This is a genomic window from Ruegeria sp. YKSF131, assembly GCF_059612645.1.
In genome coordinates this window covers 1-23,180 of the sequence record NZ_JBXWQZ010000030.1, presented here as the reverse complement: position 1 = coordinate 23,180, position 23,180 = coordinate 1, and the positions used below count along the sequence as shown (strand labels likewise).

20 protein-coding genes, 2 tRNA genes and 1 pseudogene are annotated in these 23,180 nt (G+C 55.2%); 14 read left to right on the top strand and 9 right to left on the bottom strand.

Annotated features, from left to right (window positions below):
* Window positions 1-45: 45 nt before the first annotated feature.
* The 5 genes from AC2FLZ_RS12475 to AC2FLZ_RS12455 are packed head-to-tail and all read right to left on the bottom strand — an operon-like array spanning window position 46 to window position 5,572.
* The gene (locus AC2FLZ_RS12475; RefSeq protein WP_480554905.1) at window positions 46-912 is read right to left on the bottom strand and encodes a hypothetical protein; all 867 of its coding nucleotides are present in this window, start codon (window positions 910-912) and stop codon (window positions 46-48) included.
* Between the two features lie 23 nt (window positions 913-935).
* Window positions 936-1,337, bottom strand: coding sequence for a hypothetical protein (locus AC2FLZ_RS12470; protein WP_496716070.1), 402 nt, complete (start codon window positions 1,335-1,337; stop codon window positions 936-938).
* Between the two features lie 46 nt (window positions 1,338-1,383).
* The gene (locus AC2FLZ_RS12465; RefSeq protein ID WP_480554907.1) at window positions 1,384-3,126 is read right to left on the bottom strand and encodes a dynamin family protein; all 1,743 of its coding nucleotides are present in this window, start codon (window positions 3,124-3,126) and stop codon (window positions 1,384-1,386) included.
* An 8-nt stretch (window positions 3,127-3,134) separates the two neighbouring features.
* Window positions 3,135-5,147 carry a dynamin family protein gene (locus AC2FLZ_RS12460; protein ID WP_480519860.1) on the bottom strand — a complete coding sequence of 671 codons (2,013 nt, stop codon included), beginning with the start codon at window positions 5,145-5,147 and terminating at the stop codon, window positions 3,135-3,137.
* A gap of 2 nt (window positions 5,148-5,149) precedes the next feature.
* Complete coding sequence (locus tag AC2FLZ_RS12455; RefSeq protein WP_480477142.1) at window positions 5,150-5,572, bottom strand: hypothetical protein; 423 nt, start codon at window positions 5,570-5,572, stop codon at window positions 5,150-5,152.
* A gap of 837 nt (window positions 5,573-6,409) precedes the next feature.
* Between AC2FLZ_RS12455 and AC2FLZ_RS12450 the strand changes: the two genes are divergently transcribed.
* Window positions 6,410-6,494, top strand: a tRNA-Leu gene (locus AC2FLZ_RS12450).
* Window positions 6,495-6,853: 359 nt separating this feature from the next.
* On the opposite strand, the gene AC2FLZ_RS12445 is transcribed toward AC2FLZ_RS12450, so the two are convergent.
* Both AC2FLZ_RS12445 and AC2FLZ_RS12440 read right to left on the bottom strand, forming a co-directional pair.
* Window positions 6,854-6,930, bottom strand: a tRNA-Pro gene (locus tag AC2FLZ_RS12445).
* 118 nt (window positions 6,931-7,048) lie between these two features.
* On the bottom strand, window positions 7,049-8,164 hold the full coding sequence (locus tag AC2FLZ_RS12440; protein WP_480554908.1) for a THUMP domain-containing class I SAM-dependent RNA methyltransferase: 1,116 nt from the start codon (window positions 8,162-8,164) through the stop codon (window positions 7,049-7,051).
* A 297-nt stretch (window positions 8,165-8,461) separates the two neighbouring features.
* Here AC2FLZ_RS12440 and AC2FLZ_RS12435 point away from each other — a divergent pair, with 297 nt between their 5' ends.
* From AC2FLZ_RS12435 to nqrF, 6 genes are read left to right on the top strand one after another with little or no spacing between them, the layout of a single operon-like run.
* Window positions 8,462-9,805 (top strand): Na(+)-translocating NADH-quinone reductase subunit A, encoded by a 1,344-nt coding sequence (locus AC2FLZ_RS12435; RefSeq protein WP_480605687.1) that lies wholly within the window; start codon window positions 8,462-8,464, stop codon window positions 9,803-9,805.
* A gap of 5 nt (window positions 9,806-9,810) precedes the next feature.
* The gene (locus AC2FLZ_RS12430) at window positions 9,811-11,019 is read left to right on the top strand and encodes an NADH:ubiquinone reductase (Na(+)-transporting) subunit B (RefSeq protein WP_480477168.1); all 1,209 of its coding nucleotides are present in this window, start codon (window positions 9,811-9,813) and stop codon (window positions 11,017-11,019) included.
* Window positions 11,012-11,827: a Na(+)-translocating NADH-quinone reductase subunit C gene (locus tag AC2FLZ_RS12425; RefSeq protein WP_480519882.1), complete on the top strand. Its 816-nt coding sequence runs from the start codon at window positions 11,012-11,014 to the stop codon at window positions 11,825-11,827. Before AC2FLZ_RS12430 ends, AC2FLZ_RS12425 begins: the two co-directional genes overlap by 8 nt.
* Window positions 11,827-12,480: an NADH:ubiquinone reductase (Na(+)-transporting) subunit D gene (locus tag AC2FLZ_RS12420; protein WP_480477172.1), complete on the top strand. Its 654-nt coding sequence runs from the start codon at window positions 11,827-11,829 to the stop codon at window positions 12,478-12,480. Before AC2FLZ_RS12425 ends, AC2FLZ_RS12420 begins: the two co-directional genes overlap by 1 nt.
* Entirely contained in the window at window positions 12,480-13,088 is a 609-nt protein-coding gene (gene nqrE, locus AC2FLZ_RS12415) for an NADH:ubiquinone reductase (Na(+)-transporting) subunit E (protein ID WP_209507136.1), read from the top strand. Before AC2FLZ_RS12420 ends, nqrE begins: the two co-directional genes overlap by 1 nt.
* Window positions 13,089-13,101: 13 nt before the next feature.
* Complete coding sequence (gene nqrF, locus AC2FLZ_RS12410; protein ID WP_480477174.1) at window positions 13,102-14,325, top strand: NADH:ubiquinone reductase (Na(+)-transporting) subunit F; 1,224 nt, start codon at window positions 13,102-13,104, stop codon at window positions 14,323-14,325.
* 54 nt (window positions 14,326-14,379) lie between these two features.
* Here nqrF and AC2FLZ_RS12405 read toward each other — a convergent pair whose 3' ends face one another.
* A complete protein-coding gene (locus tag AC2FLZ_RS12405) occupies window positions 14,380-15,393 on the bottom strand; it encodes an NAD-dependent epimerase/dehydratase family protein (RefSeq protein WP_480519886.1) in 1,014 nt (337 codons plus the stop codon).
* A gap of 181 nt (window positions 15,394-15,574) precedes the next feature.
* On the opposite strand from AC2FLZ_RS12405, the gene AC2FLZ_RS12400 reads away from it, so the two are divergent.
* The gene (locus AC2FLZ_RS12400; RefSeq protein ID WP_480519888.1) at window positions 15,575-16,339 is read left to right on the top strand and encodes a metallophosphoesterase family protein; all 765 of its coding nucleotides are present in this window, start codon (window positions 15,575-15,577) and stop codon (window positions 16,337-16,339) included.
* Between the two features lie 2 nt (window positions 16,340-16,341).
* On the opposite strand, the gene AC2FLZ_RS12395 is transcribed toward AC2FLZ_RS12400, so the two are convergent.
* A complete protein-coding gene (locus AC2FLZ_RS12395; RefSeq protein ID WP_480477180.1) occupies window positions 16,342-16,866 on the bottom strand; it encodes a CBS domain-containing protein in 525 nt (174 codons plus the stop codon).
* 374 nt (window positions 16,867-17,240) lie between these two features.
* Here AC2FLZ_RS12395 and AC2FLZ_RS12390 point away from each other — a divergent pair, with 374 nt between their 5' ends.
* From AC2FLZ_RS12390 to AC2FLZ_RS12365, 6 genes and pseudogenes are all read left to right on the top strand, one after another.
* Window positions 17,241-18,266, top strand: a complete 1,026-nt coding sequence (locus AC2FLZ_RS12390; protein WP_480554915.1) for an FAD:protein FMN transferase — start codon at window positions 17,241-17,243, stop codon at window positions 18,264-18,266.
* Between the two features lie 14 nt (window positions 18,267-18,280).
* Window positions 18,281-18,517, top strand: a complete 237-nt coding sequence (gene nqrM / locus AC2FLZ_RS12385) for a (Na+)-NQR maturation NqrM (protein WP_267366293.1) — start codon at window positions 18,281-18,283, stop codon at window positions 18,515-18,517.
* 73 nt (window positions 18,518-18,590) lie between these two features.
* On the top strand, window positions 18,591-20,261 hold the full coding sequence (locus tag AC2FLZ_RS12380; RefSeq protein WP_496809403.1) for a sulfatase-like hydrolase/transferase: 1,671 nt from the start codon (window positions 18,591-18,593) through the stop codon (window positions 20,259-20,261).
* A 103-nt stretch (window positions 20,262-20,364) separates the two neighbouring features.
* Entirely contained in the window at window positions 20,365-21,882 is a 1,518-nt protein-coding gene (gpmI, locus tag AC2FLZ_RS12375; protein WP_480554918.1) for a 2,3-bisphosphoglycerate-independent phosphoglycerate mutase, read from the top strand.
* Window positions 21,879-23,009, top strand: coding sequence for a murein hydrolase activator EnvC family protein (locus tag AC2FLZ_RS12370; protein ID WP_480554919.1), 1,131 nt, complete (start codon window positions 21,879-21,881; stop codon window positions 23,007-23,009). Before gpmI ends, AC2FLZ_RS12370 begins: the two co-directional genes overlap by 4 nt.
* A 6-nt stretch (window positions 23,010-23,015) precedes the next feature.
* A pseudogene (locus tag AC2FLZ_RS12365) lies at window positions 23,016-23,180 on the top strand (S41 family peptidase); the annotation flags it as partial.

The following is a 23,180-nucleotide window of genomic DNA, read 5'->3' as shown; positions in this document are numbered from 1 at the left end:
AACAACGCATTGAATTAGTCGAAGATTTGAATGCTTTAGGGGTAGTCATTCCTCAACCTCCCCCAAAGATGTCCACAGATTAATGACCGCACCAAGTTTGCGGGCATCGTGGATGGCCACCGCAATCTGCTCGTTATCGCTCAGAACTGCCATGCCCGCACCCTTACCACCCGATGGCCGTATGACGATCAGATGTGGGCCTTCGAATTCGTCCCGGGTGTCGTTGTTCCAACCAGCAAGATCCGAAACAAAACGTGTCAAAATCTCTTGATTGAGGTGCATTCCCTCGGAAGGTTTGCAGGTTCCTTCGAAAGCCAGCGCAGTGTTTTCCATACTATCCACAAGGACACGACCTGTGGCAAAGCGTGCAGCCCCGTCAAAAAACTGTTGTGCCAAGGAGTTGCCCGACTCTGCTACCGGGGCAGGGCTGTTGTCTGAAGATTTTTCAACATCGGGAACGACAGACACGATGGGCTCAGAGGAAAGCTCAATTCCGGCGCAGGCATTCTCGATCTCACTCAAGGTGATACCAACATCATCAGCCTCCAGCGTCGAGGCTGGCTTTCCAGACATCAGTTCCAGTGGGGCAGGGGCGGCTGAAATGTCAGAAACCAGTTGGGCCAGTTTATCGACCAGCGCGGTACGTGTTTCTGATTCGAAATCAGGAATCTGCCCGGACGGTACTTGAAACACATCCGTGATCCGGGAGCTGTTCACTTCGATCTTCAGGCAGCTTCCGTTTGCCGCGGTCAGCTCCAGTCGCCGGGGTAATATTGTTCCGCGAATGAAACGCAGTACAGCCGCGCGACGGGCTGTTGCAGTTTCACCGGGGACAATCACCGTCGGAGACAGGCGCGCAACCGAAGACCGCCCGATATCTTCGAGCATGTCGAGAATGTCTGTGTCCATCATACCGTGACCCCCTCTGGTCCCGTTCAGACTGCGGCCGCAACCGGCTTGAGGCTGAGATGCGATTTCGTGAGTGCCAGTCCCACATTCGCGCTGTTGCGGCAGATATAGCAGACCACATGATCAGGATATTCCTGGGTCCGCAAAAAGATGTTCAATCGGTCTTTTGAAAACACCGCGATTTCCCCGAACCCGGCGTTTTCCTCATCAGTGTTTCCGGCCTCGTGCAAGAGCGCTTCAAATGCAGCGACACCACGCCCCTGAAACAGATTGGCCACTGCGATTGCCAAAGTGTCCAGCGATTCAGCGCAATCGGAATCAGAGACACTGCTGCCCAAAAGCATGCCGGTCTCCATGTCGATATACCCGGCTGCGATGCAGTCGGGTATTGTTTCAATCGCGGTGTTCAATGCATCCTGAATGGACATTTAACTCTTTATCGTCCTTTTTCTCAGCGCCTTGATTAAGGCATCCTTACAAAACATGCCACTCTGCACTGCTGTTTTCTTTTGACTTTGGAATGGCTTGCAGGGCGTGTTTGGAATGTTTCGCACTATATTCAACTGCGATCTGGTCAAATTCGGCAAGAAAGGCCTTGAATACGTTCTGAAGCCCGTCTGCGTCCTTTGGCAGCTCTTCGTTGTTTGTGATTTCCCGCCACATATCCGACGCGCTAAGGGGCGACTCGATTGCGGATTCCGGAAGATTGATGCGCGGTTCGTGACTGATATTGCGGGCTTCTTCCTCGACTGAGGCCACGACTTCTATCAAACCGTTTGTCTCAGGCTCAGGTTCGTAATCCTCGGCGTTGTTCTCTGGCTGAGCCGCCATCAGCGCCGCAATGGAGGATACCGAGACTTCGATACCCCGATCATCACGCGATTCAACTTCCGGCGTAAAAACTTCAATTTCATCCGCTTCGACCGAGGCTTCCCGCAACGTCGTGTTTAAGGAGGTCAGCACGTCATCAACGGACTTGTCGCCCGTTTCAGCATCTGGAGCTTCATCCAGCAGATCGTCCGCATCATCAGCATCGTCGAATTCACCGGACAGGTCGAACTCATCCACGTCTTCTTCCAGACCGGCGACATTCTTCAATTCAAGCGGATCGTTCGCAGTATCCTTGAAGAAGGCACGCAACTCGTCGCTGGTATCGGTTTCATCGAGCATCTGCTCGGGGTCTGATACCATTTCAGCCCGCAGCCGTTCAGCGTCTTCCGGGTTGATCCGAACCCGTTCGCCTTCGTCAAGGCGTCGCTCTACACGGGCTGGCCGGATGGGGAAACTTGTTACGACATTATGATCGTCGGCTCCTGGTCGCTGTTCGTTTTCCAAAGGATTGACCAGCCGCAGAGGAGTAGCTTCGGTGACGTCCGCCAGCGCCTCTCGGTCGTCTGGTTTGCTGGCAGGGCGCAGCGGTTGAACCCTGAATGCGCCGGACTGGCTTTTGTCGATCTGATACCGCGCCAGCTGATCGGCGCGATTGTCCATGATCTGTTCTGTGATTTCCAGAAAACTGTCGATCATCTTGCCGCCACCGCTGCGCGACCACATTTCGGCGTCGCCCGTCTTGTCACGGGCATTGATCGCATCGCGGGCGGAAAACAGAATGGACCGGTTGAAGAGGTGTCCGGCTTCGCGATTGACGCGGCGCAGAACCTTTTGACGATCCTTAAGGTTTAGTGCGTCGGCCCGCGTCACCAACAGCAGCGAGTTGTGTTGCAAGCGGTCCGGCAGCGAAACCCATGTCGCGCGTTCGGTTTCGCGCCAGGCTTGGGTCGCGTGGGTGCACCAAATGACCCCGTTTGCCTGTCCGACTGCCCGCTGCCAGACATCTGTCGAGATCTTGGGGTCCGAAATTCCGGGGGTGTCAATCAGATCGACGGCTTCCAGAATATCTGCCTCAAGGAAGATACGAACGAACTGCGCGTCGTTGACGCCAACAGTCTCAAGCTGATCCAGTTCGATGGGTTCGATGCTTCCGTCATGCCGCTTGATGTATGGTGTTTCACTGCCCCAGCTAAACCAGACCGGTGGTAACTGGGTCGCGGTAACCTGCGTCGGCAAGGTTTGCGTTCGCAGTAAAAAGTTCATCAGTGTGGACTTGCCAGCGCTGAATTCACCCATCAAAGCGAAAACCGGTTTGCGACGGGACCACTGCTCAATACGTTCCCATGCTTTCGGTGAAACAAAGCGTGTTTGTGAATCTTTTGCCATTTTTCTACTTATGCCGCTTCGTTGCTTAGGTCTTTCAGGATGTCACCCAGAATTTCGTCTCGCGATTTCTGAGGTTGCAGGCCCGCCATCGCTGCCGAGGCCTGGCCGGAGTTTTTGTCCGCTGATGATGAGATGCTCAGCAGCGTTTCCTTCTGTTCCCGCATGAAGTCCGCCAGAATAGCGCGGACGTTTTCCAACACTGCCGCTATCTGGTTTTCCTCGATATCCTTGGTGATCGAATTTGCCTCGGACGCGATCAGGCGTGTGTAATCGGCAGCGTATGCCTCAAAGCCTTTGCGCTTTTGCCACCAGCGTCGCCACCAGGTACTTTGCAAGTCCAGGGCAATCGTCCGGCCAATCCCCAATGGTGGTGGAACACGCGGCACGATAGGTGCTTCGATGCTGAACTCGCCCAGATGGTTGCCAAGAATTTTGTGATACAGCGCTTCGACATCTGCAGCCGCAGTTGAGTAGAGCGCCCCGGCATCCTTACGCATTGCGCGGGCAAAACTGAAATAGGCAGCTTTTTGCAGCGTCCTCAAGCCAGCCGGGTCGTATTGCCAGGTGCCTTGCTCGCCATTCATCTCAAGATGCGCGATCAGGGAATCTGTTGCGCGCTTCACAAAACTTGCCTCGGCCGAGTTCAGGCGCTCCAGTACTTTGTCGCGTAATGCGTTGGTCAGTTCGGCCGCTTTCTTTTCATATTCCGCAGAAACCTTCGCAATCGCATCTTCCGGCGAAACACCATCAAGATCACGCGCGACGCCTTCACCCTCTGACAGAGTCTTTGCCACGGCGGTGGCACGAATCTGGCTGGCAATGTTGCGGGCGCGATGGCGAACCCGGTCTATCAGTCGCGCTCCGGCACCTTCTGCAATACGCTCGTTTATCGCCAGCAGCAGGTCAGGCAATCCGGACAATGCCCAGATTTTGTCAAGCGAGGGTGCCTGATCACCGAATCCAGCAGCGAGATAAAAAGTATTGAGTGCTTCGCGGGATTCCTCGTTCAGAATCTCGGGGTTCCCGGTCAGCGCTGCCTCAGCCCACAAGGCACTGCCGAACACGACACTAGTCTTTGCGTCGATGTTGTTCTGTTTCAGAGTGTCCAGAATCCGGTCGCGGATTTCGGGGACCTGGTTAACCGGGTCTGACAACTCGTCAATCCGGTTCACAAACAAGACGATCTGACGGTTCTCAAATTGGGCGATGATCCGCATCAAGGCCATGTCCATGGTGGTCAGGGCTTGGCTTGCGGCAAGCACCACAACACAGACCTCGGACCCGCGCAGGCTGCGCAGGGTAATCTGTTCACGCACCATGAAGGTATCGTTGACACCCGGCGTATCACAGAGTTTCAGCGCAATCGGGTACTGAGGGATATCCATGTACAACTCGGCCGACTTGGTCACATCTGCAAACCGGCCGGTTTTTGGATTGATATCCGGGTCGTCCTCATCGCCCAGGCACACATATCTTTGGATCAGTTCTTCATCGAAGTGGTCGTATTGGTGGCTTTGGCCAAGTATCAGGTCAAAGTGCTTTCCAAGACGCTCTTCGGACTTTGCTTTCATCTCGCCAATCTGACGGCGAATGTCCTCCATCTCGTCATCTGCACCGGCACGGTTGGCCAACTCGCCCAACCGGCCACCCCCGACCATCAGGTTGTCCCATTCTTCCTGCTCAAAGAAGGTGAACTTGGCCTTGGTATCGCCCGGCGGGCGCGTGTTGATGTTCAGGGTTGTGACGACCGACGTCCACGGGTTCACATCCGACGGAAGCAAAGATGGGCGCCCTGCGAGAATGTTTACAATCGATGATTTGCCCGCTTTTACCTGACCGACCATGGTGATGCTGGCGGTGAAGTTTTCCATCCGGGTCTTGAGTGTTGCCAGACGTGCCGAGGAGCGCGCATCAGCCACCTCAGTCAATTGATCAATCTGCGCCGTCAGTGATGACATTGCCGAAGTCATCGGCGCCAGAGCTTCGTTGCCTACAGACAACAGGTGATCATTGCGCGCCATGCTTAACCTCCGGTTCCCGTAGCAGCGATGCGGGGTTCAAGCGAAGGACGGCCCGTTGGAATTCCTGTCAGGGTGTCGATACGTGCGATCAGGTCCAAAGCGTTGCCCAAAATGTCAGCCTCGGCGCGCGGGCTGATGGTTTCGTAAGCCTTGGCGTCAGCCAGCACCTCGATCGAGCTGAAGCGATCGCCGTTTTCAAGGCACGCAACGCGGCGTCCGGTCGGGAAACCCTCGGATTTGACCGCGGGCAATGGCATACGCGCATTGGCCAGCAGGTAGTGGTCTCCGGAATGGGTTCGGAGCGAAATCCCAAAGCCCGTGTTCGGATGGTCCCGGTTCAGGATCTTGAGTTCGCCAAGAAAGCTTTCACGAGCAAAGAAGACAGCCTCTTGCTCGGCAGTAGCGGAGGAATTCAGATCGGTCACAGCAGTTAACCTTGTACTGGAGTTGAGCAGGAAACTCGTACCGGCGCCAAAGTGGCAAAAAAGACTCATTAACTCCTGCTAAACAACAAGACCCTTCAAGGCGGTCTTATTTTGACGTGAATAAGATTTTTTGGCGTTTGAAATGTGGCAGCTTTGTGGTGGAGCGCTCTTGAGAATGCCTCAACCTGCGCGGGAATGCCTATGACGCAAGCGCCACTCGGCACCTACAGTGTGAAACCGAGCGGGGACCGGCGGAACACAATTGCTTGCACTTGACGGTACAGGTCATTCGATAATCTGTGTGGCCGTGAAGGGCACCACAGCCGAGTAAGCCATTCTTGTTATTTCAGAAACCTGAAGTCTCTCTCTGAGTTGGAAAGGGTCGCAGATGCGTTTCCTGGGGTGTTGGGGTGGGTAATCCCGCGCTTCGTCCCAAGGATTCAACTATGAGCATGTGAGGGCAGTGAAGGATGATTTCTATATTCGCTATTGGTGATCTGGCAACAGGCTGTCAGCTTGTCTTTTTGGCCTTTGGTCAACGTAAACGAGATATTTCGCAGGCTAACTTGGCCGAAATCTAAACTTCGGCAGGAATGAACAGCTCTTCCAAAATTGCGTGGTCTTTGTCCCTCAGGATATCGGGTTTCACGGCCACTGATGTTCCCATCAGTTTTCCACTGACAAGTCTCTTAGGGCTATACATTTTCATGAGGTACTGTGGTTGCTCAATATCTCATCAGAGGATCTACAAACTTGGCGATACGTGTATTTTACCTCTCGCGCTCGGAAGCAAGCTTTGTTATTGACCGCTTCATTCCAGCGCTGCGGCGCTGAGTTGCGGGTGTGGCGAAATTGGTAGACGCACCAGATTTAGGTTCTGGCGCCGCAAGGCGTGGGGGTTCAAGTCCCTCCACCCGCACCATTTTGATCAACTAAAGTTCTGAAAATATAAGTATTTATAAACTCTATTAGGCTTTAACCTCCAGTTGGCCCCCATGTTTAATCGCTGCTGGGTTCCCTGTCTTCGATCCAATCGCGCACCTCTGGCGCCCTCAAAGGTGTGCATCTTTTCCACTGGTGAATCGGGCTTTCCTTATCGGTCAATATGTCCAGAAGAGGTTAAGAATATCGCAGAGATCAAGACTGGAAGATACGAGTTGCTGCTGCCGCATATTTTGGATGTAGATTGCGACAGAGCTAAGCACATCCAGCAGACGAAGCGTTGCGGATATTGTTGCGGTCGATCTGCTAAAAAAGGCGCCCTCGGGCGCCTTGTTTTACTGGTCGGAGTGAGAGGATTCGAACCTCCGGCCCCTGCCTCCCGAAGACAGTGCTCTACCAGGCTGAGCTACACTCCGACCGTGGCGGGTGATCTATACGGGGCTTTTCCGATGCGCAAGAGGATTTTGAGAAGCGGTCTTCTGAATCTTCCGTCTTTTTACCGGTATCGGATGGGCTAGGCAGGCCACGCGACTCTCATGGCAGCGGATTCGTTTTGTACAGACGGATCTTGGTGCCTCCGTGGTCTACCACCGGACCGGGTGCCAGAAAAGGCAGACGGGTCGCCCGAGCCAGGGCCGGGGCGCTGGTGACCACCCCGACACGCCATCCGCGAAACCGGGTCATCAGAGACTTACCCAAGACGCCGTAGACAGAGCGCAGACGCTTTTCATCTCCAATTCGCGCCCCGTAGGGAGGGTTCACAATGACCAGCCCGGCGGGTCCCGCAGGGGGTTTGATGTCACTGACGGAAAGCTGTTGAAATCGAGTATTGGCGTTTACCTGCGCTCTCTCTGCATTGGCTGTCGCGGCTTCGATTGCTCCGGCGTTGCGGTCTGAGCCGCAGAATGTAAGAGAACATTCAGCGACGTTTGACTCGCTGCGCTTGTCTTGCCAGCGGTCAGGGTCGAAGCCCGCCAGATTTTCGAACGCAAAGCTGCGGGTCCGACCGGGGTGCAGCCCTAGGGCAATCTCGGCGGCTTCGATCACGAAAGTACCCGAGCCGCACATCGGGTCCAACACCGGTTCAGTGCCGCTAAACCCGCAGTCTCGTAGAAACATGGCTGCCATCGTTTCGCGCATTGGCGCTTTGGCAATTGCCTCTTTGTGGCCGCGCTTGTGCAAAAGCTCTCCCGAACTGTCGACCGATATGGTGCAGATGTCTTTTTCGATTCTCAGCAAGATCCTGATTTCGGCGTCGGAAGATATCGGAACACCCAGAGTTTCTGATATCGCATGCTCAATTCTCTGCCGCGCAGCACCGGCGTGATAAATTCTGGATTTGCGGCTGGTGGCCTCGACTTTGACCGGAACATTGGGCCGCAGGAACTCGCCCCACGGAAATTTGCGCGCGCGTTTGTCCAATTGGGCCAGATGCACGGCTGGAAAACTGCCCAGACGCACCAGGACCTTATTTGCGCCGCGCAAGGTCAGGTTGGCGCGCCAGACCTCGGTCCATGAGCCACGGCAGGTGACACCCCCAGGCATCGTTTTGACCTGAGCGAATCCGTTGGATTGCGCCTCGGCACCGAGGGGGGCTTCAAGACCCGGAGTGGCTACAAGAAAGATTTCGAAGTCTGTGTCTTTTTCCATTCCGGTTGCTTACACTGGAAGCTCAGCGAGCGCGACACGCAATTTTGGGCAGTTTTTTTAGCCAGCTTAATGGAAAAACTCCAAGATTTTGCGGTTTGAACTTAACTTTTGGCGGTAACAGGTTTGCGTTTACGGGCATCCGCGCGTAAAGGGTCCGTGATCAGAATTACGCCTGCGGAATTTGGACCCAATCTGACGCTTTTGCGATGGGCACCTGAAAAAACCGCGTTATTGCATGACCCCGTAAGGGTGTCAGCAAGGCTGGCGCAGGAAAGAGGCTTGGAAGAACGTAGCGGCATGCAAACTTTCAAACTGAAAAAAGGGTTGGACCTGCCGGTAGAAGGCGCTCCCGACCAAACCATTCATCCGGGTCCGGAATACTCGACCGTTGGCGTTCTGGGTGGGGATTACATTGGCCTGAAACCTAAGATGCTGGTGCAGGAAGGTGATAGTGTCGAGCGGGGTACACCGCTCTTTTGTCACAAAGATGCGCCTGACGCGATGATGGTCGCACCGGTGACTGGCAAGATTGTTGCCATCAACCGGGGTGCCCGCAGGGTGTTGCAGAGCGTCGTCATCGAAGTGTCCGACGCCAATGACACGGGCTTGGTTTTTTCGAGCGTGGGCGATGCGCATAGCGCCGAAGGCGTGACTGCAAAACTGTGCGCCGCTGGACTGTGGACCTCATTCCGCACGCGACCTTATTCGAAAATGCCGGAACCCGGTGCCAAACCGAACGCGATTTTCGTGACAGCTATGGACAGTGACCCTTTGGCGGCTGATGCCGCCACGATCATTGCCGAGGCACCCGAAGCCTTTGCCGCTGGAATGGCAGCGGTCAGCAAGCTGGCCGAAGGCAAGACCTATCTTTGCCAGAAACAAGGCGACACGATCCCCGGCGCGGATGTTGCTGGTGTCGAGGCCGCAGCGTTTTCCGGTCCACATCCATCGGGCCTGGCAGGAACCCATATTCACTTCCTCGAACCGATTGCAGGGGAAAAGCAGGTCTGGACCATCGGTTATCAAGACGTCATCGCGATTGGTCGCTTAATGCAGACCGGGCATCTGGACCCGAGTGTTGTGATCGCCTTGACCGGACCCGGTGCGCGTCAGCCGCGCTTGATCCGCACCGTGATGGGCGCCTCCACGGACGACTTGACACGGGATGAGGTAAATGTGGACGGAACGCCCCGCATTATCTCGGGTTCGATCCTGTCGGGTAAACATGCCGACGGACCAACCGCATATCTGGGGAGGTTTGCCCGTCAAATCTGTATCATCCGAGAGGATCACGATCAGATTCCGATGGGCTGGATCCGACCAATGCCTTCCAAGTATTCCGTCCAGCCTGTATTGGGCTCGTCCTTTTCCAGGAAACTCTATGCTTTTACGTCCAACCTGAACGGTGGCCGCCGTGCAATGGTGCCAACAGGCGTGTTCGAAGAGTTGATGCCGCAGGATTACCTGCCCACACAATTGCTTCGGGCCTTGCTGGTGATGGATACGGATACGGCTCAGGCACTGGGTGCGCTTGAACTGGACGAAGAGGATCTGGGCCTTGTGGGCTTTGCCTGTCCGGCGAAATACGAATACGGGCTGGCACTGCGCGACTGCCTGAACAAGATTGAAAAGGAGGGCTGATCCGAATGGGATTGCGTAACTTCTTTGACCGGATCGAGCCGAACTTTACCAAGGGCGGCAAGTACGAGAAGCTTTTTCCGATCTACGAGATGGTGGAAAGCTTCATCTACACTCCGAAAACCGTAACCACCGTTGCTCCTCATGCGCGGTCTTATGTAGATATGAAGCGGATCATGACATATGTCGTGATTGCCACTATTCCTTGCATCCTGTGGGGAATGTGGAACACCGGTTATCAGGCAAATTCGGCCATTGCCGCGCTTGGCCCAGAGTCGGCAACCGGCTGGCGAATTGCAATTCTTCAGGTTTTTGGCATTTCGCTTAGTCCGGACAGCATCTTTGCCAATGTCATGCACGGGCTCATGTACTTCCTGCCGATCTATGTCGTCACGTTGGTGGCAGGCGGTATTTTCGAGGTCATTTTCGCAACGGTCCGCGGGCATGAGGTGAATGAAGGCTTTCTTGTCACTTCGATGCTTTACGCCCTGATCATGCCAGCAACTACGCCTCTGTGGCAGGTTGCCCTGGGAATTATTTTTGGTGTCGTGATCGGCAAAGAGGTTTTCGGCGGCACTGGTAAGAACTTCCTCAACCCTGCCTTGGTGGGGCGGGCGTTTTTGTATTTTGCCTATCCCGCGCAGATGTCGGGCGATGCCGTGTGGACCCCGGTCGACGGGTTTTCCGGTGCGACGGCTCTGGCTGTGTCGGCTGCCGAAGGCTATCAGGCGCTGGCCGCTGACGGTATCACCTGGTGGAGCGCGTTTTATGGCACCATCCAAGGCAGTATAGGGGAAACCTCGACGCTGGCCTGCATCATCGGTCTAGCCTTCCTGCTGATCACCAAGATCGCCAACTATCGGCTGATTGTGGGATGTCTGGCAGGCACAATTGCGTTCACCTGGCTGCTGAACCTGATCGGGTCCGAGACGAACCCGATGTTCGCTATGCCCTGGTACTGGCATGTCGTATTGGGTGGTTACGCCTTTGGTCTGGCTTTCATGGTGACCGAGCCGGTCTCGGCCAGCCACACCAATGCCGGTCGCTATGTCTATGGCGCCCTGATTGGTGTCATGGTTGTGTTAATACGTGTGATCAACCCAGCCTTTCCCGAAGGTATGATGCTGGCCATACTGTTCGGCAACGTCTTTGCACCGCTGATCGATTATTTTGTCGTTCAGGCCAACATCAAACGGAGGGCGCGTCGCCATGTCTGATACGCAATCCCCTGAACGCAAGGGCGCGATTGCCCGGTTTCTGGCGGCCTCACCAGATTCAGTTGGCAAAACGATCTTTATTGCTGTTGCGGTCTGTCTCGTTGCCTCGATGATCGTGTCGGCCGCCGCGGTCAGCCTGCGCCCGGTGCAGGAGGCCAACAAGCTGAAGGACAAGCAGGTCAATATCCTGCAGGTGGCGGGGGTGTATGAACCCGGCGTCAATGTCACCGAAGCATTTGCCGCATTCGAGCCGCATGTGCTGGACCTGGCAACGGGCGATTTTGTGGACGATCAGTTCGAGCCGGCCACCTTTGACGATTTGGCCGCTGCCGGCGATCCGGACCTGAGCGTCGCGCTTGACGACGATCCCGCAGGCATTGGTCGCAAGGCAAAGTATCGGGTCATCTATCTGCTGCGCGACGACAGCGGAGCGTTGGACAAGGTGATCCTGCCGCTGCATGGCTATGGGTTGTGGTCTACGCTCTACGGCTTCATCGCGCTGGAAAAGAACGGCAACGACATTTTCGGCCTGCAATTCTATCAGCATGGTGAGACACCGGGTTTGGGTGCTGAGGTGGACAACCCGCGCTGGAAGACGTTGTGGAACGGCAAGAAGCTGCGCGACGACGCGGGAGTGTTGCAGATCACCGTCGCCAAGTCGCAGCCTGCGGCCGGGCCCGACTATTACATCGACGCCCTGGCAGGTGCGACCCTGACCACTGTCGGTGTCGACAACCTGGTGAGATTCTGGATGGGCGATGCGGGTTACGCGCCGTTCCTGGCCAAACTGCAAGCAGGAGAGATCTGATGTCGCAGACCAAGAAAGAGCTGTTGGTCGACCCCCTTGTCGACAACAACCCGATCACCCTGCAGGTGCTGGGCATCTGTTCAGCTTTGGCGGTGACTTCGTCGTTGCAGGTGGCCTTTGTCATGGCGCTGGCGGTGACCTTTGTGACTGCGTTTTCGTCGATGTTCATTTCGATTTTGCGCAATCAGATTCCCGGTTCGATCCGAATCATCGTGCAGATGGTGATCATCGCCTCGCTAGTGATTTTGGTGGATCAGATCCTCAAGGCTTATGCCTTTCAGATTTCCAAGACCCTGTCGGTGTTTGTCGGCCTGATTATCACCAACTGTATCGTTATGGGCCGAGCCGAGGCATTCGCCATGAAAAACCCGCCGGTAGCGTCGTTCATCGACGGTTTTGGCAACGGCATGGGCTATGGCCTGATCCTGATGCTGGTGGGCATTATCCGGGAGTTGTTTGGATCGGGCAGCCTGTTTGGCGTGACAATCCTGCAAACGGTCAATAATGGCGGTTGGTACGTACCCAACGGCCTGTTGCTGCTGCCACCTTCGGCGTTTTTCGTGATCGGCCTGCTGATCTGGGCTTTCCGCACGTGGAAGCCGAACCAGGTCGAAGAACGTGAATACAAAATCCAGCAGGTAGAGGCGCACTGATGGAAGGGCTTATCTCTCTGGCCGTGAAGGCCGTCTTTATCGAAAACCTTGCGCTCAGCTTTTTCCTTGGCATGTGTACCTTCATCGCCGTGTCGAAAAAGATTTCGACTGCCATCGGCCTGGGAATATCGGTCATGGTGGTGCAGGCCATCACCGTGCCCGCCAACAACCTGTTGCTGTCCTTCCTGCTGAAACCGGGCGCATTGGCATGGGCCGGGTTCCCGGATGTGGATCTGACCTTTCTCGGGCTGATTTCCTATATCGGCGTGATCGCAGCGATGGTTCAGATCCTCGAAATGATTCTCGATAAGTATTTCCCGCCGCTCTACAACGCGCTGGGGATCTTCCTGCCTTTGATCACTGTGAACTGTGCCATTCTAGGTGGTTCGCTGTTCATGGTCGAACGGGATTATAACTTTGCCGAGGCGACCACCTATGGCATCTCATCCGGCTTCGGTTGGGCGTTGGCGATCACCGCGATGGCGGGCGTGCGCGAAAAGCTCAAATACTCGGATGTGCCGGACGGGCTTCAGGGGCTGGGCATCACCTTTATCACCGCCGGGCTGATGGCGATGGCCTTTATGTCCTTCTCAGGCGTGAAACTGTAAGGGGGGCGAGAGAATGGAAACCTTTTCGCTCGGCGTTGTCCTGTTCACCCTGATTGTTCTGGCGCTGGTGGCCATCATTATGGCTGCTCGGTCAAAGTTGGTGTCAACCGGCAACGTCAACATCACCATCAACGGTGAAAAGACTATCTCAGTTCCGGCGGGTGGCAAACTGCTGCAAACATTGGCGGCCGAAAAACTGTTTGTTCCGTCAGCCTGCGGTGGTGGTGGTACCTGTGCCCAGTGCCGCGTGAAAGTGCATTCGGGTGGCGGTTCGATCCTGCCGACCGAAGAAAGTCACATTACAAAGCGCGAAGCCTCCTGTGGCGACCGTCTGTCCTGTCAGGTGGCGGTCAAGCAGGACATGGAAATCGAAGTTCCAGAAGAGGTCTTCGGCGTCAAGAAATGGGAATGCACCGTTCGCTCGAACGACAACGTTGCGACCTTTATCAAGGCCCTTACTCTGGACCTGCCCGAAGGAGAGGACGTGAAATTCCGTGCCGGGGGCTACATCCAGATCGAAGCGCCCGCTCATCAGTTGAAATACACCGATTTCGACGTGCAGGAAGAATACCGCGAGGATTGGGATCGCTTCAATCTGTGGCAATATGAGTCGGTTGTGACACAACCGATCGAACGCGCCTATTCGATGGCCAACTATCCGGATGAAAAGGGCATGATCATGCTTAACGTCCGGGTAGCTTCACCGCCTCCGGGCTCAGAAGGAATTCCGCCGGGCCAGATGTCGTCCTACATCTTCAACCTGAAGCCGGGCGATAAAGTTACTATTTCGGGTCCATTTGGCGAGTTTTTCGCGCGTGAAACCAAGAAGGAAATGGTCTTCATCGGTGGTGGCGCCGGCATGGCACCGATGCGCAGCCACATCTTTGACCAGCTCAAACGCCTTGAGAACCGTGACCGCAAGATCAGTTTTTGGTACGGCGCACGATCCAAGAAAGAGATGTTCTTTGTCGAGGACTTCGATCAGCTGGCGGAAGAGTTCGACAATTTCGAATGGCACGTCGCTCTGTCAGACGCCCAGCCCGAGGATGAATGGAAAGGCTATACCGGCTTCATCCACAACGTTCTGTTCGAAGAATACCTCAAGAACCACCCGGCACCTGAGGATTGCGAATACTACATGTGTGGACCGCCAATCATGAACCAGTCGGTTATCAACATGCTGCTGGATCTGGGCGTGGATCGAGAAGATATCATGCTCGACGATTTTGGCGGGTAAATAATGAAACCGGCGCTGAGTGCGCCGGTTTTTTCATTCCGGCACCAGGTCGACCTATTTTCCGTAATAGTCCCGATACCAGGCGACGAATTGGGCAATGCCGTCCTTCAAGTCGGTCTGCGGGCGATAATTCGTCAGCTGCTGCAACAGCCGATTGTCAGCCCAGGTGGCATGAACATCGCCCATCTGCATTGGCATGAAGTTTTTGACCGCTTTCTGGCCAACAGCCTCTTCGATGGCTTCTATGAAATCCATCAGACGCACCTTGTCTCCGTTGCCAATGTTGACGATGCGGTACGGTGCAACTGGCGACAAGCTGTCACCGTCTTCGATATCCGCGCGGCTGATCGGGCGAACCGGTGGAACATCGATCAGCAACCTGATCCCGCGCACAAGGTCTTCTACATGCGTGAAGTCGCGATACATATCGCCATGATTGTAGATGTCTATTGGTCTGCCATCCAGTATCGCAGCGACGAACTTGAAATAGGCCAGATCGGGGCGCCCCCAAGTGCCGTAAACGGTGAAAAACCGAAACATCGTGGTCGGCAAATCCCACAGATGGGCATAGGAATGCCCCATCGCCTCATTCGCCTTTTTGGTGGCGGAATAGATCGTCAGTTGGGTGTCGGCTTTTTCTGTTTCGATGAACGGCATGTCTTCGTTTGCACCGTAGATCGATGAGGTCGACGCCATCAAAAGATGTTCCACCTTATGCTGACGCGCAATTTCCATCACATTGAACGTGCCCACAACGTTCGACTCGATATAGCTGCGGGGATATTCAAGGCTGTGCCGCACGCCAGCCTGCGCGGCCAGATGTACGATGACATCGGGCTGAAACTCCTCAGCGACCTGCACAAGCCGATCAAAGTTTTCCAAACGGTCTTCAGTTGCCGTAAATCCTGAGGTTTGAAGCAGTATCTGATGTCGACGCTGTTTCAGGGTCACATCATAATAGTCGGTCATCCCGTCGTAGCCGTGTACCTGAAACCCTTCTGCCAAAAGCAACTTGGCCAGATGGAATCCGATGAACCCGGCAGAACCTGTAATCAATACTCGTTTCATAAAACCCTCAGAACTCACTGCAAATTCATCGCTGGCTGGAAGGCTGATCCTATCATCAGATCAACTGCTTGCGAACATCCTGCGGGCATATCGGACAATCTAAGGCTCGTGGTCAACACTTTGCCTATTCAAACAGTTGTTGATTGCGACCACCGAGCGGGGCGGGTAGGGATCAAATGCCATGATGAAAGACTGGATCAGACGGCGGTTCCAATCCGCGGCGAGGGAAAGCTCCAATGCGATGCCATGCGACGTGGCACCAGCAGAAAAAGTGACAGCTGTCGGCGATATTCACGGTCGTCTTGATCTGCTTCAGGCGGTTTTGCCACGACTCGACGATCAAAGCCCGCTGGTTTTTCTGGGCGATTACATCGACCGGGGGGCATACAGCGCGCAGGTACTGCGGCATTTGCATCACCTGAGTGAAGCGTCAGACGGGCGGGTGCAATGCCTGCTTGGCAATCACGAAGAGATGCTGCTGCAATTTGCAAACGACCCGGAACGATACGCCAGGCTTTGGTTTCATAACGGAGGAGCGGAAACTTTGGCATCTTTCGGTCTCGAATGTCCCGACGAGTTGGACGGTGGCAAGCATCTGCCTGAACTGGCAGAGCGTCTGCGGCATAAGATGGGCGACAGCTTGCTGGACTGGCTTGCAAATCTGCCGCTGACCTGGACCAGCGGCAACGTCACCTTTGTCCACGCGGCGCTTGATCCGCGGCAATCCATTCAATCCCAGGATCGCCAAATCTGTCTATGGGGTCATCCGATGTTTCCACGGCTTGCACGCAGCGACGCGCAATGGGTTGTACACGGTCATACAATTGTAAACCAACCCCGGGTTAAAAACCGGGTTGTGTCGATTGATACCGGTGCCTTTGCCTCGGGCAGATTAACTGCCGTTGAAATAGACGGCGGTAGCATCGGGTTTCTTTCAACCGGTTGAAACTAGCCTACGATCATCTGCTTCATGCGAAGCGCTTCATACTCCAATTCCCTCAGGCGGAAATGCACTACGTCACCGATAGTGATGACACCGCACAAATTGCCATCACGCAGAACCGGCATATGGCGGAAACGTCCCTCGGTCATAGTCTTCAGCACGTCATTCAGCGTATCCTCGGGCATGCAGGCTTTTACATCCCTGGTCATCAGGTCTTCGACCGACTGTGGCAGGGTCTGTCCCGGCGTATCGGCCATGCGCCTCACGATGTCGCGTTCCGACAAAATTCCTTTCAATGCCCCGTTCTGATCGGTCACCAGAACAGCACCAATTCGCTTGTCCTTGAGCGTGTTCACCACCGAATGGATGGTATCATTAGGTCGCACCGAGAACACCGCATCCCCTTTACCCTCAAGCAGTTTGGCCACGGTCGTCTGCGAATGCGACAGGTTTGATTCCGCTGATTGGCTGTAGGTTGTCTTGTCAGCCTTGTCACCGCGCGACGGCGACTGATAAGAAGTTGGGGCCATGAGCAATCTCCTTATGGTTCTTGCAAAGTCTTTCCCTTTCACTTTAGCGCAGCTAAACGACCTGTATAGGGTGCAATTGCACGAGTTGGCCAAACGCAGGTCAGCAGAGGGAGCTTAAGCCTTTGAATGAACTCTATCTTACGCCCCCGGTTGCCGCGCTGATCTTCTTTGCGGCTGTTGTGTGCGGTCACAACTTTCGTATGGCGTGGAAGCAACAGAAGCCCGGGTGGCGGAAACGCGCGTGGTTGTTCGGAATTCCGGCTGGAACTGGTCTTCTGCTGTTGGGTTTCCTTCCATTGAAACTGTAATGCCAATTTGACTCTGGCGGGGACCGCTGTCATATGCCGGGCAAAGAATGTCCCGGAGAACGCCCAATGCGTCTTTTGCCCGTACTGGCCTTTTTCACCCTTCTTTCAGGCTGTCTTTTTGACAAGGAACCCGAAGAAGTTCGTCTGTCCGGCGAGACAATGGGCACGACCTACAATATCACCGCAATTGGCGAGGACCTTGACAAAGACGCACTGGCCGCGGCCGTCAGTGATAAGTTGGCAGCAGTGAATGCCAAGATGTCCAACTGGGATCCGAACTCGGAAGTTTCTGTTTTTTCCGCATCGACCAGCACAGATCCGATGCCTGTGTCCAACGAACTCGCGCTGGTTCTTTCGGCAGCGAACGAAGTGCACTCGAAATCCGGTGGCATTTTCGACGTAACCCTCGGCCCTCTGATCGAACTTTGGGGTTTTGGCCCACGCAAGCCCGAAGACCCGGTGCCATCAGATGCGGATATCAACGCCGCGCTGAATGGTGTAGGTCAAGAACGCCTGCTAGCGCTCGATACGGATGCTGGTACGCTTGCCAAGTCAAACGCCAGTGTAGGCATTAACCTGTCCGCGATTGCAAAAGGCTATGGAATTGACGCTGTTGCGGAAACCTTGCAGGCCGCTGGCATCGAAAACTATCTGGTTGAAATTGGCGGCGATCTTGTGGCCAAAGGTAAGAATGACAAGGGCGAAGCGTGGCTCATTGGTATCGAGAAACCTGAAACGGGTTCGCAAACCATCCAGTTGATCATTTCTTTGGATGACAGGGGCATGGCCAGTTCGGGCGATTACAGGAATTTCTTTGAAAAAGATGGTGTGCGATATTCGCATATCATCGATCCGACAACAGGCCGTCCGATCACGCACCGCACCACTTCGGTCACCGTGCTGGCCGAAAACGCGATGATGGCCGATGCCTGGGCAACAGCCATGCTGGCCTTGGGGCAGGAAAAAGGGCTAGCTCTGGCAGAGGAGCATAAACTTGCAGTGTATTTCATCTCGCGGGATGTGACAGGCGGCGAAGATGCCTATATCACTGCCCATAGCACAGCGTTCAAAGACGCGCTGGGATCGAACTGACTGTTGGAGCTGAGATGAGTACCTTTATTCTGGCCTTCATTCTTCTCGCTCTCGTCATGGTGGGCATGTCATTGGGTGTCATGCTGATGGGCAAGACCATCAAAGGCAGCTGCGGTGGTCTAAACGCGATCTCGGGCGCGGATAAATGCGTTGTTTGCCAAAAAGACATCGACCCCGACAGCCCACTGCGCGACAAGCTGCAATGCAAACGTGCCAAGAAGATGCTGGAGCAAATGGACCGCCAGGCCTGACGCAGGTTTTGCTTCGCTCTGCGGATAGAAATGGCTAACTAGGTCCTCGTGACTTGTGGGGAAGGGCGTCAACTTGGCCAAGGCAAGAAACATCCTGTTCATCATGTTCGACCAGCTGCGATGGGATTATCTGAGCTGTTACGGCCATCCGCATCTGCATACCCCAAATATCGATCGTCTGGCAGCCAAAGGCGTGCGCTTCAACCGCGCCTATATCCAATCACCGATCTGCGGCAGCTCCCGCATGTCCACTTATACCGGGCGCTATGTGCATTCTCACGGGGCGTCGTGGAACGGAATTCCGTTGAAAGTCGGTGAGATTACAATGGGCGATCACCTGCGTAAGGCGGGGATGGATTGCTGGCTGGTTGGCAAAACTCATATGCGTGCAGATGCCGAAGGGATGGCGAGGTTGGGCTTGGAGCCTGACAGCCTGATCGGGGCCCGCGTCGCCGAATGTGGGTTCGACGTGTACGAACGGGATGACGGTATGCTGCCCGAAGGTCCGGATGGGTATTATGACCCGGAAGGGGCAAAGGAATACAACAAATTCCTAAAGGCCAAAGGGTATGAGAGCGACAATCCCTGGCATGACTTTGCCAATTCCGGGCTGGATGCGAATGGCAACGTTCTGTCAGGCTGGTTTCTGAAGAATTCACCCGAAGCCGCTAATATTGCCGAGGAAGACAGCGAAACGCCCTATCTGACCGGTCGCGGGATAGAGTTCATGGAAACGCATGATGGCCCGTGGTGCTGTCATCTGAGTTTTATCAAGCCGCATTGGCCGTACATCGTACCGGACCCATACGCCTCGATGTATGGACCGGAACATGTGCTGCCTGTGGTGCGATCCGAGGCGGAACGTCAGAATGCGCATCCCGTGCTTAAAGCCTTCATGGACACAAAGATCGGCCAGACCTTTTCGCGGCAGGACGTACGTGAGGCGGTTATCCCAGCCTATATGGGGCTGATCAAGCAAGCAGATGACCAGATGGGCCGCCTGTTGGACTGGATGGAGAGAACCGGGCGGATGGAAAACACGATGATCGTGTTGACATCAGACCATGGTGATTTTCTGGGCGATCACTGGATGGGGGAAAAGACCTTCTTCCACAACGCCTCCACCAGGGTGCCGTTGATCATCTATGACCCGTCGCCCGAGGCGGACGCGACACGCGGTACCGTCAGCGATGCGCTTGTGGAATCCATCGACCTTGCACCGACCTTTGTCGATGCGGCTGGCGGGGAAGTGGCGACGCATATTCTGGAAGGTCACTCCCTGTTGCCTATTCTCTATGGGGAGAGGGACGCATTGCCACGCGATGTGGTGATCTGCGAATATGACTACTCGGCTTCACCAATCGCAAATGTTTTGGACGTGTCGGTCCGCGATGCGGTGATGTTCATGGCCGCAAGCAAGAAATGGAAACTGATCCATTGTGAAGGTGGGTACCGGCCAATCCTGTTCGATCTGGAAAACGACCCTGATGAGTTGAACGATCTGGGTGACAGCGCGGAACATGCCGGTGTAATCGCTGAAATGTACGAGCACCTGTTCGCCTGGACGCGGCGGGCGTCACAGCGCACAACCCGGTCCGAGCAGCAATTGATTGAAATGCGAACCAAAAGTCGGGGCAGGGGTGTTGTTCTGGGCGTTTATGATGAAAACGATGCGCCGTTGGACCTGACCGTCAAATACCGCAATCGCAAGGCGCGCCCATTCCGGTGCTATCTAAAAGACTAACACACTCTGTGTCGGTTAAAATTGTTCATCATTGCAAAGGTGGTTCACCCGTTGAAGTCCAAAGGATAGAAGGTGACCCAAGAGCAGAAAACGGAGTACATCAATGGCCACCCCCAAACCTGTTGTCCTGTGCATTCTTGATGGTTGGGGCCTGTCCGAGGACACAAAAGCCAACGCACCCTATCTGGCAAACACGCCGACGTTTGACGCGATCCTGTCTGAGTGTCCGCATTCAACCCTGATCACCCACGGCCCCGATGTGGGTCTGCCAAGCGGACAGATGGGAAATTCAGAGGTCGGGCACACCAATATCGGTGCAGGGCGTGTGGTCGCCATGGATCTGGGCCAGATTGATCTTTCCATTGAAGACCGGACTTTCTTCGAAAACGAAGCGCTGCAAGCTTTCATCGCCAGCGTCAAATCCGCTGGCGGCACTGCGCATCTGATGGGGTTGATCTCGGATGGTGGGGTGCATGGTCATCTGAACCATATCGTTGCCGCAACCACTGCCATAACGGATGCCGGTGTCCCGGTTGCACTACATGCAGTGACGGACGGGCGTGATGTCGCGCCAAGGTCAGCTCTGACTTACATCGCTGAGTTGGAAGAACGCTTGCCCGAAAACGCACGCATCGTCACCGTAAGCGGGCGGTACTTTGCCATGGATCGCGACAATCGCTGGGAGCGTGTCAGTGAAGCGTATGCTGCAATGGTCAACGGGCAGGGCCGAACAGCAAGCAGTGCCCATGGCGCGGTTGATCACGCCTATAACCAGTCCGAATCTGACGAGTTCGTCACACCAACCGTATTGACGGGGTATGACGGTATTAACGATGGCGATGGTTTCTTTTGCCTGAACTTTCGCGCCGACCGTGCCCGTGAAATTCTGCGCGCCATCGGAGAGCCAGGATTTTCCGAGTTTGCGACAGGACCGCGCCCGAAGCTTTCAGCACTGCTGGGCATGGTCGAGTACTCCGATGGACATAATGCTTACATGACCACGGTTTTTCCAAAGCGCTCGATTGTGAATACGCTGGGCGAATGGGTCGCCAAGCAAGGGCTTCGGCAGTTTAGACTAGCTGAAACCGAGAAGTACCCGCATGTTACGTTCTTTCTGAATGGCGGTAAGGAGACGCCCGAACTAGGCGAGGATCGCTTTATGCCGAGCTCGCCGAAAGTGGCGACCTACGATCTACAGCCCGAAATGTCGGCCGCAGAGGTTACGGCGAAATTTATCGAAGCCATCGAAGGAGGGTATGACTTGATTGTTACAAATTATGCCAATCCCGATATGGTTGGTCATACAGGTGATTTGAATGCTGCGATCAAAGCGTGTGAAGCCGTCGATCAGGGGTTGGCGCAAGTCATTGCGGCTCTTGAAAAGGTCAAGGGAGCGATGATTATCACGGCCGATCACGGTAATTGCGAAGTCATGGTCGATCCTGTGACCGGCGGCCCGCACACGGCCCATACGCTCAATCCTGTTCCCGTGGCGCTGTTTGGCGGGCCTGAAGGTGCGAAATTGCGCCAAGGACGTTTGTCCGATCTTGCCCCGACCCTGCTTGAGCTGATGGGATTGCCGAAACCGCCGGAAATGACCGGGGAAAGCCTGCTGTCATGAAAATGGCTGCTCTGGCAGTGTGTCTGTTTTTAGCCTTGCCGGCACTGGCCCAGCCAGACGCCTCCAAGGCCGCTTTGGACGCAGCGCAGATGCTCGAACAGGCGTCCATCGCGTTATCCGAGGCCGAAAGCGCCCGGGACCGGGTCCATGCTCTTACGGAGACGATCCATGCCTATGAGGCCGGGTTGGGCGCGATGCGGGTGGGATTGCGCCAAGCGGCAACCCGCGAGGCGCAATTGAGTGCCGAATTGAGGGCGCGCGAAAAGGAAATCCGGCGATTGCTTGGTGTTCTGCAAACCATTGAAACGACCGAACCACCCGTCTTGATGTTACATCCGTCCGGCCCGTTGGGGGCGGCCCGTGCAGGTATTATACTGTCCGAGGTCACCCCTGGCCTGAACGCCAGCGCGCAGGAACTGGCGCAGGACCTGAATGAAGTGCAGACATTGCGTGTCTTGCAGAAAAAGGCCTCGGAAACTTTGACAGAGGGTCTAACGGGCGTTCAGGAGGCCCGTACCCGTCTGAGCGAGGCAATCGCCGACCGCACGGATTTGCCCCGCCGTTTCGTGGAAGACCCGGTGCGTACGGCCATTTTGATCTCGTCGACCGAAACACTGGATGGCTTTGCAAGTGGTCTGTCCGAGATCTCGGAGGGAGAGATCCTCGACAGCAATGCCAGTGTCTTGGACAGGAAAGGCCGGATATCAATGCCGGTACAGGGAATCTTGCTGCACAAGGCCGGTGAAACGGACGCCGCCGGTGTCACGCGCCCCGGCCTGATTGTGGGTACACGCCCGCGCGCCTTGGTCACCTCGCCCACCGCGGCGACAATTCGCTATCGCGGGCCGCTGCTGGACCTGGGGAACCTAATCATCCTTGAGCCTCAATCGGGTCTTTTGTTCGTATTTTCCGGTTTGCAGGAGGTCTATGGCCAGCCAGGTCAGGTGATCCCGGAGGGCACACCGGTTGGCCTGATGCCCGGTGAAATGCCGGAAATCGGCGCAATTTTGTCAACAAGCAGTGATGGCACTGGAACTGACCGCTCAGAAACGCTCTATATAGAGGTAAGAGAAGATAATCGCCCCGTGGACCCGGAATCGTGGTTTCGGACCGACAAGGATGGATAAACGCGTATGAAGAAATTTGTGGTGGCCGGTCTGGCTGGAACTGTGGCAGGTATTCTTGCAACAACTCAGATCGCAGGACCCCTGCTGGCGCAGGAGGCCGAGAACAAGGCAAGCGTCTATGAACAGCTGGATTTGTTCGGCGACATTTTTGAACGTATCCGTGCACAGTAT